This is a genomic window from Varibaculum cambriense (genome assembly GCF_022133705.1).
In the GTDB taxonomy this organism is placed as follows: Bacteria; Actinomycetota; Actinomycetes; order Actinomycetales; family Actinomycetaceae; genus Varibaculum; species Varibaculum cambriense_A.
Map to the genome: position 1 here is coordinate 1 of NZ_JAKNHJ010000028.1, position 5,482 is coordinate 5,482.

General features: G+C 52.5%; 1 protein-coding gene and 3 rRNA genes. 3 read left to right on the plus strand and 1 reads right to left on the minus strand.

Annotated elements, in window-relative coordinates; translation table 11 throughout:
- The coding region (locus L0M99_RS09645) for a hypothetical protein (protein WP_238128449.1) at nt 1-208 on the minus strand (208 nt) is incomplete at its 3' end.
- Between the two features lie 68 nt (nt 209-276).
- Between L0M99_RS09645 and L0M99_RS09650 the strand changes: the two genes are divergently transcribed.
- The 3 genes from L0M99_RS09650 (at nt 277) to rrf (ending at nt 5,468) form a co-directional block, all read left to right on the plus strand.
- A 16S ribosomal RNA gene (locus L0M99_RS09650) occupies nt 277-1,816 on the plus strand.
- Between the two features lie 294 nt (nt 1,817-2,110).
- A 23S ribosomal RNA gene (locus tag L0M99_RS09655) occupies nt 2,111-5,193 on the plus strand.
- A 158-nt stretch (nt 5,194-5,351) separates the two neighbouring features.
- Nucleotides 5,352-5,468, plus strand: a 5S ribosomal RNA gene (rrf, locus tag L0M99_RS09660).
- The 16S, 23S and 5S rRNA genes sit together here, the layout of an rRNA operon.
- Nucleotides 5,469-5,482: the final 14 nt, after the last annotated feature.

Consider the following 5,482-nt stretch of genomic DNA (forward strand, 5'->3'; position numbering starts at 1 on the left):
TTTGGTTGGTTTGTGGTTTGGTTGTTTGTGTTCTCGATAGTGTGTTTTTTTGTTTTGTTTGTGTGGGATTGACTGGGGTGCCTGGCTGTTTGGTTGGGTGTTTTGGTTTTTTCTGTTTTTTGTTTTTTTGATGCTGATGATTTTGGAACGTTTTGTTTTTTGATTGTTGGTGTTTGTTTTTGCTGGATTGTTTTCTGGCTTGAACCATTTTGGTCTGGCTTTTTTGGTTGGATCGTTTTTTTGCCTGCTGTTTTTTGGTGGGTTTGTTTTTGGTTTTTGTTGGAGAGTTTGATCCTGGCTCAGGATGAACGCTGGCGGCGTGCTTAACACATGCAAGTCGAACGGGATCCAAGGAGCGCTTGCGTTTTTTGGTGAGAGTGGCGAACGGGTGAGTAACACGTGAGTAACCTGTCCTTTTCTTTGGGATAAGCTCCTGAAAGGGTGTTTAATACCTTATGTTCTGTCTGCCTCGCATGGGGTGGGTGGGAAAGATTTTTTCGGTGAAGGGTGGGCTCGCGGTCTATCAGCTTGTTGGTGGGGTGATGGCTTACCAAGGCTTTGACGGGTAGCCGGCCTGAGAGGGTGGTCGGTCACATTGGGACTGAGATACGGCCCAGACTCCTGCGGGAGGCAGCAGTGGGGGATATTGCACAATGGGCGCAAGCCTGATGCAGCGACGCCGCGTGGGGGATGAAGGCCTTCGGGTTGTAAACTTCTTTTGCTCTGAACAAGGCGCACCATGGGGTGTGTTGAGTGTAGGGGTTGATTAGCGCCGGCTAACTACGTGCCAGCAGCCGCGGTAATACGTAGGGCGCGAGCGTTGTCCGGAATTATTGGGCGTAAAGGGCTTGTAGGTGGCTGGTTGCGTCTGTCGTGAAAGCTCATGGCTTAACTGTGGGTTTGCGGTGGGTACGGGCTGGCTTGAGTGCAGTAGGGGAGGCTGGAATTCCTGGTGTAGCGGTGGAATGCGCAGATATCAGGAGGAATACCGGTGGCGAAGGCGGGTCTCTGGGCTGTTACTGACACTGAGGAGCGAAAGCATGGGGAGCGAACAGGATTAGATACCCTGGTAGTCCATGCTGTAAACGGTGGGAACTGGGTGTGGGGGGCTTTTTTGTCTTCTGCGTCGTAGCTAACGCGTTAAGTTCCCCGCCTGGGGAGTACGGTCGCAAGGCTAAAACTCAAAGGAATTGACGGGGGCCCGCACAAGCGGCGGAGCATGCGGATTAATTCGATGCAACGCGAAGAACCTTACCAAGGCTTGACATGCACTGGACTGGCCCAGAGATGGGTTTTCCTTTTTGGCTGGTGTGCAGGTGGTGCATGGTTGTCGTCAGCTCGTGTCGTGAGATGTTGGGTTAAGTCCCGCAACGAGCGCAACCCTTGTCCTATGTTGCCAGCAAGTTGTGTTGGGGACTCGTGGGAGACTGCCGGGGTTAACTCGGAGGAAGGTGGGGATGACGTCAAATCATCATGCCCCTTATGTCTTGGGCTTCACGCATGCTACATTGGCGTCTACAGAGGGTTGCGATACCGTAAGGTGGGGCGAATCTCTTAAAGGGCGTCTTGGTTCGGATCGGGGTCTGCAACTCGGCCCCGTGAAGGTGGAGTCGCTAGTAATCGCAGATCAGCAACGCTGCGGTGAATACGTTCTCGGGCCTTGTACACACCGCCCGTCACGTCACGAAAGTTGGTAACACTCGAAGCTTGTGGCCTATCTCTTTTTGAGGGGGAGCGGGTGAAGGTGGGGCTAGCGATTGGGACGAAGTCGTAACAAGGTAGCCGTACCGGAAGGTGCGGCTGGATCACCTCCTTTCTAGGGAGAATTTTTATTTATTATTGCGCAAATGGAACGAGAAAACACTTTCCCCCCGGGGCTTGATCGTTTTGGGTTTGGTTTTGGGGGGCTGTCGGGTATAGGAACAATCAGGCTCCTTGGGTTTGTTTGTTTGGCTCATTGACTTTCAAGGCCGGTGGTTTTGGGGTTTTTTGGGTTGGTTGTTTGTTTTTTGGAGAGTGGATGTGAGTGTCTTTGTGATGCTTTTTTGTGAGAATCTTGTTCGTTGACCGCCTCGTTTTTTGGGGTGGTTGGTGTTTTTTGTTTATTGGTTTGTTTTTTGTTTTGAGCGTTTGGTGGATGCCTTGGCATCGTGTGCCGATGAAGGACGTTGTGGCTGGCGATAGCCTCGGGGAGTTAGCGAGCGTGCGTTGATCCGGGGGTTTCCGAATGGGGTAACCTGACCATAGTTGTGTGTGGTTGGCGCGCATCGAAGTTTTGTAGGTGTGTGTTGGTAGGGTGGGAAGTGAAACATCTTAGTACCGCCTTTTGTGAGATAGTCCGTGTGTAGTGGTGAGCGATAGCGGGTGTTGGCTAAACCGTTTGCGTGTGATACTCGGCAGGGGTTGCGTAGGCGGGGTTGTGGGACGAAATCGTTGAGAATCTGCCGGTTCTTGGAGCGCCCTTGTGTGTGCGAGGTGAACAGGTTGGGATGCCTGGCCGTAGACCGTGAGAGTCGGGTAGCTGGTTGCGTATGCGTGGCGTTGGGTTTTGTTCCCGAGTAGCGCGGGGCTCGTGGAATCTCGTGTGAATCTGCCCAGACCATTGGGTAAGCCTGGACGGGCATGGTGACCGATAGTGGATTAGTACCGTGAGGGAATGGTGAAAAGTACCCCGGGAGGGGAGTGAAATAGTTCCTGAAACCAAGCGTTTTTAAGCCGTCAGAGCCATGGAGCCTTCGGGTCCGCGTGGTGGTGGCGTGCCTATTGAAGAATGAGCCTGCGAGTTATGTTGCGTTGCGAGGTTAACCTGTTGTGGGGTAGTCGTAGGGAAACCGAGTCCTGGGGGCGTAATAGTAGCGTGGCATAGACCCGAAGCGGGGTGATCTACCCATGGCCAGGTTGAAGCGGCGGTAGAACGTCGTGGAGGACCGCACCCACCTAGGTTGAAAACTGGGGGGATGAGTTGTGGGTAGGGGTGAAAGGCCAATCAAACTCCGTGATAGCTGGTTCTCCCCGAAATATATTTAGGTATAGCGTTCCATTTTTTGCTTGCGTGTGGTAGAGCTACTGGTTGGTTGATGGGCCTTGTTGGTTACTGAGATCTGCTAAACTCCGAATGCGCGTTAAGTTGGTGGGGCAGTCAGACAGCGGGGGATAAGCTTCGTTGTCGAGAGGGAAACAGCCCTGATCATCGGTTAAGGTCCCTAAGTGTGTGCTGAGTGGAAAAGGATGTGTAGTTGCGTTGACAGCCAGGAGGTTGGCTTAGAAGCAGCCACCCTTGAAAGAGTGCGTAATAGCTTACTGGTCGAGTGATTGTGCGCCGATAATGTAGTGGGGCTTAAGCATGCCACCGAAACTGTGACTACAATGCTTTTTGGTGTTGTGGGGTAGGGGAGCGTCCTGCATTGTTGTAGCGGCCTGGTGATGGGTCGTGTGTGGTGTGGGAGTGAGAATGCAGGCATGAGTAGCGAGTCCAGTGTGAGAATCGCTGGCGCCGATAAACTAAGGGTTCCAGGGGAAGGTTTATCCGCCCTGGGTTAGTCGGGTCCTAAGGCGAGGCCGTCAGGCGTAGTCGATGGTTGAGCAGTTGATATTCTGCTACCGGGATCAGACCGTATATAGCGCTCATTTCTTTGAGCTTGACGCCCTTTTCAGTTGTTGTTCCCTTTCGGGGGTTTAGCATCTGTTGGGTTTTGGGTTTTTGGTTTGAGTGTTTTAGCTTCGTGGTGACACAGTGAGATTGCCTGGCGCGGTGGTGGTTTACCGTGTTCAAGCCTGTAGCCTGTCTTCTAGGCAAATCCGGAAGACGCATAGGGTGAGGGGTGATGGTGAGGCCCGTTTTTGGGTTGATAACAGGGTTGGTCTGTACTGTCGAGAAAAGCTGCGTTGTGAGGTGTGTTTCCGCCCGTACCCTAAACCGACTCTGGTAGTTGGGTAGAGAATACTAAGGCGAGCGAGTGAATCGTGGTTAAGGAATTCGGCAAATTGCCTCCGTAACTTCGGGAGAAGGAGGCCCCACCCCTTGAAGAGCGTTTTCTGTTCTAGGGGGTGTGGGGTGCAATAGCAAGATGGAAGCGACTGTTTATCAAAAACATAGGTGCGTGCGAAGCTGTAAGGCGAGGTATACGCACTGACGCCTGCCCGGTGCCGGAAGGTTAAGAGGAGCTGTCAGCCCTTTTTGGGCGAAGCGGTGAATTTAAGCCCCGGTAAACGGCGGTGGTAACTATAACCATCCTAAGGTAGCGAAATTCCTTGTCGGGTAAGTTCCGACCTGCACGAATGGCGTAACGACTTCTGTGCTGTCTTGACCGCGAACTCGGCGAAATTGCATTACGAGTAAAGATGCTCGTTACGCGCAGCAGGACGGAAAGACCCCGGGACCTTTACTATAGCTTGGTATTGGTGGCTGGTTGTGTTTGTGTAGGATAGGTGGGAGACGTTGAAGCAGTCACGCTAGTGGTTGTGGAGTCGGCAAGTGAAATACCACTCTGATGTTGCTGGTTATCTGAACCTGGACCCATTATCTGGGTTAGGGACAGTGCCTGGTGGGTAGTTTAACTGGGGCGGTTGCCTCCTAAATGGTAACGGAGGCGCTCAAAGGTTTCCTCATCCTGGTTGGTAATCAGGGTTCGAGTGTAAGTGCACAAGGAAGCTTGACTGTGACACTGACGGGTGGAGCAGGTACGAAAGTAGGAACTAGTGATCCGGCAATGGCTTATGGAAGCGTTGTCGCTCAACGGATAAAAGGTACCCCGGGGATAACAGGCTGATCTTGCCCAAGAGTCCATATCGACGGCATGGTTTGGCACCTCGATGTCGGCTCGTCGCATCCTGGGGCTGGAGTTGGTCCCAAGGGTTGGGCTGTTCGCCCATTAAAGCGGTACGCGAGCTGGGTTCAGAACGTCGTGAGACAGTTCGGTCCCTATCCGCTGCGCGCGTTAAGACTTGAGAAAGTCCTGTCCCTAGTACGAGAGGACCGGGATGGACGAACCTCTGGTGTGCCAGTTGTACCGCCAGGTGCATGGCTGGTTGGCTATGTTCGGAAAGGATAACCGCTGAAAGCATCTAAGCGGGAAGCCTGCTTTAAGATGAGGTCTTTTAGGTTCCCAGCAGACTACTGGGTAGATAGGCCAGAAGTGTACACGTTGTAAAACGCAAAGCTGACTGGTACTAAACAACCATTAAAAAACAAACACACAAAACACACCGTGTGTTCAAGCATTCCACAATACGAATCGTCACGAAGACGCTCACACCCACTCTCAAACACCGTCTACAAGAACGGTGAACCCCCAAAAAAGAAGCTAACCAAAACAAGATAGCAACAAGCACGGGGGTTGAACACATAGTCTTGTGGTGGTCATAGCGCCTAGGACACGCCCAGTCCCATCCCGAACCTGGAAGCTAAGCTAGGCAACGCTGATGGTACTACGCCCCAACGAGCGCGGGAGAGTAAGAAACCACCACAACCATTTTAAAAAGG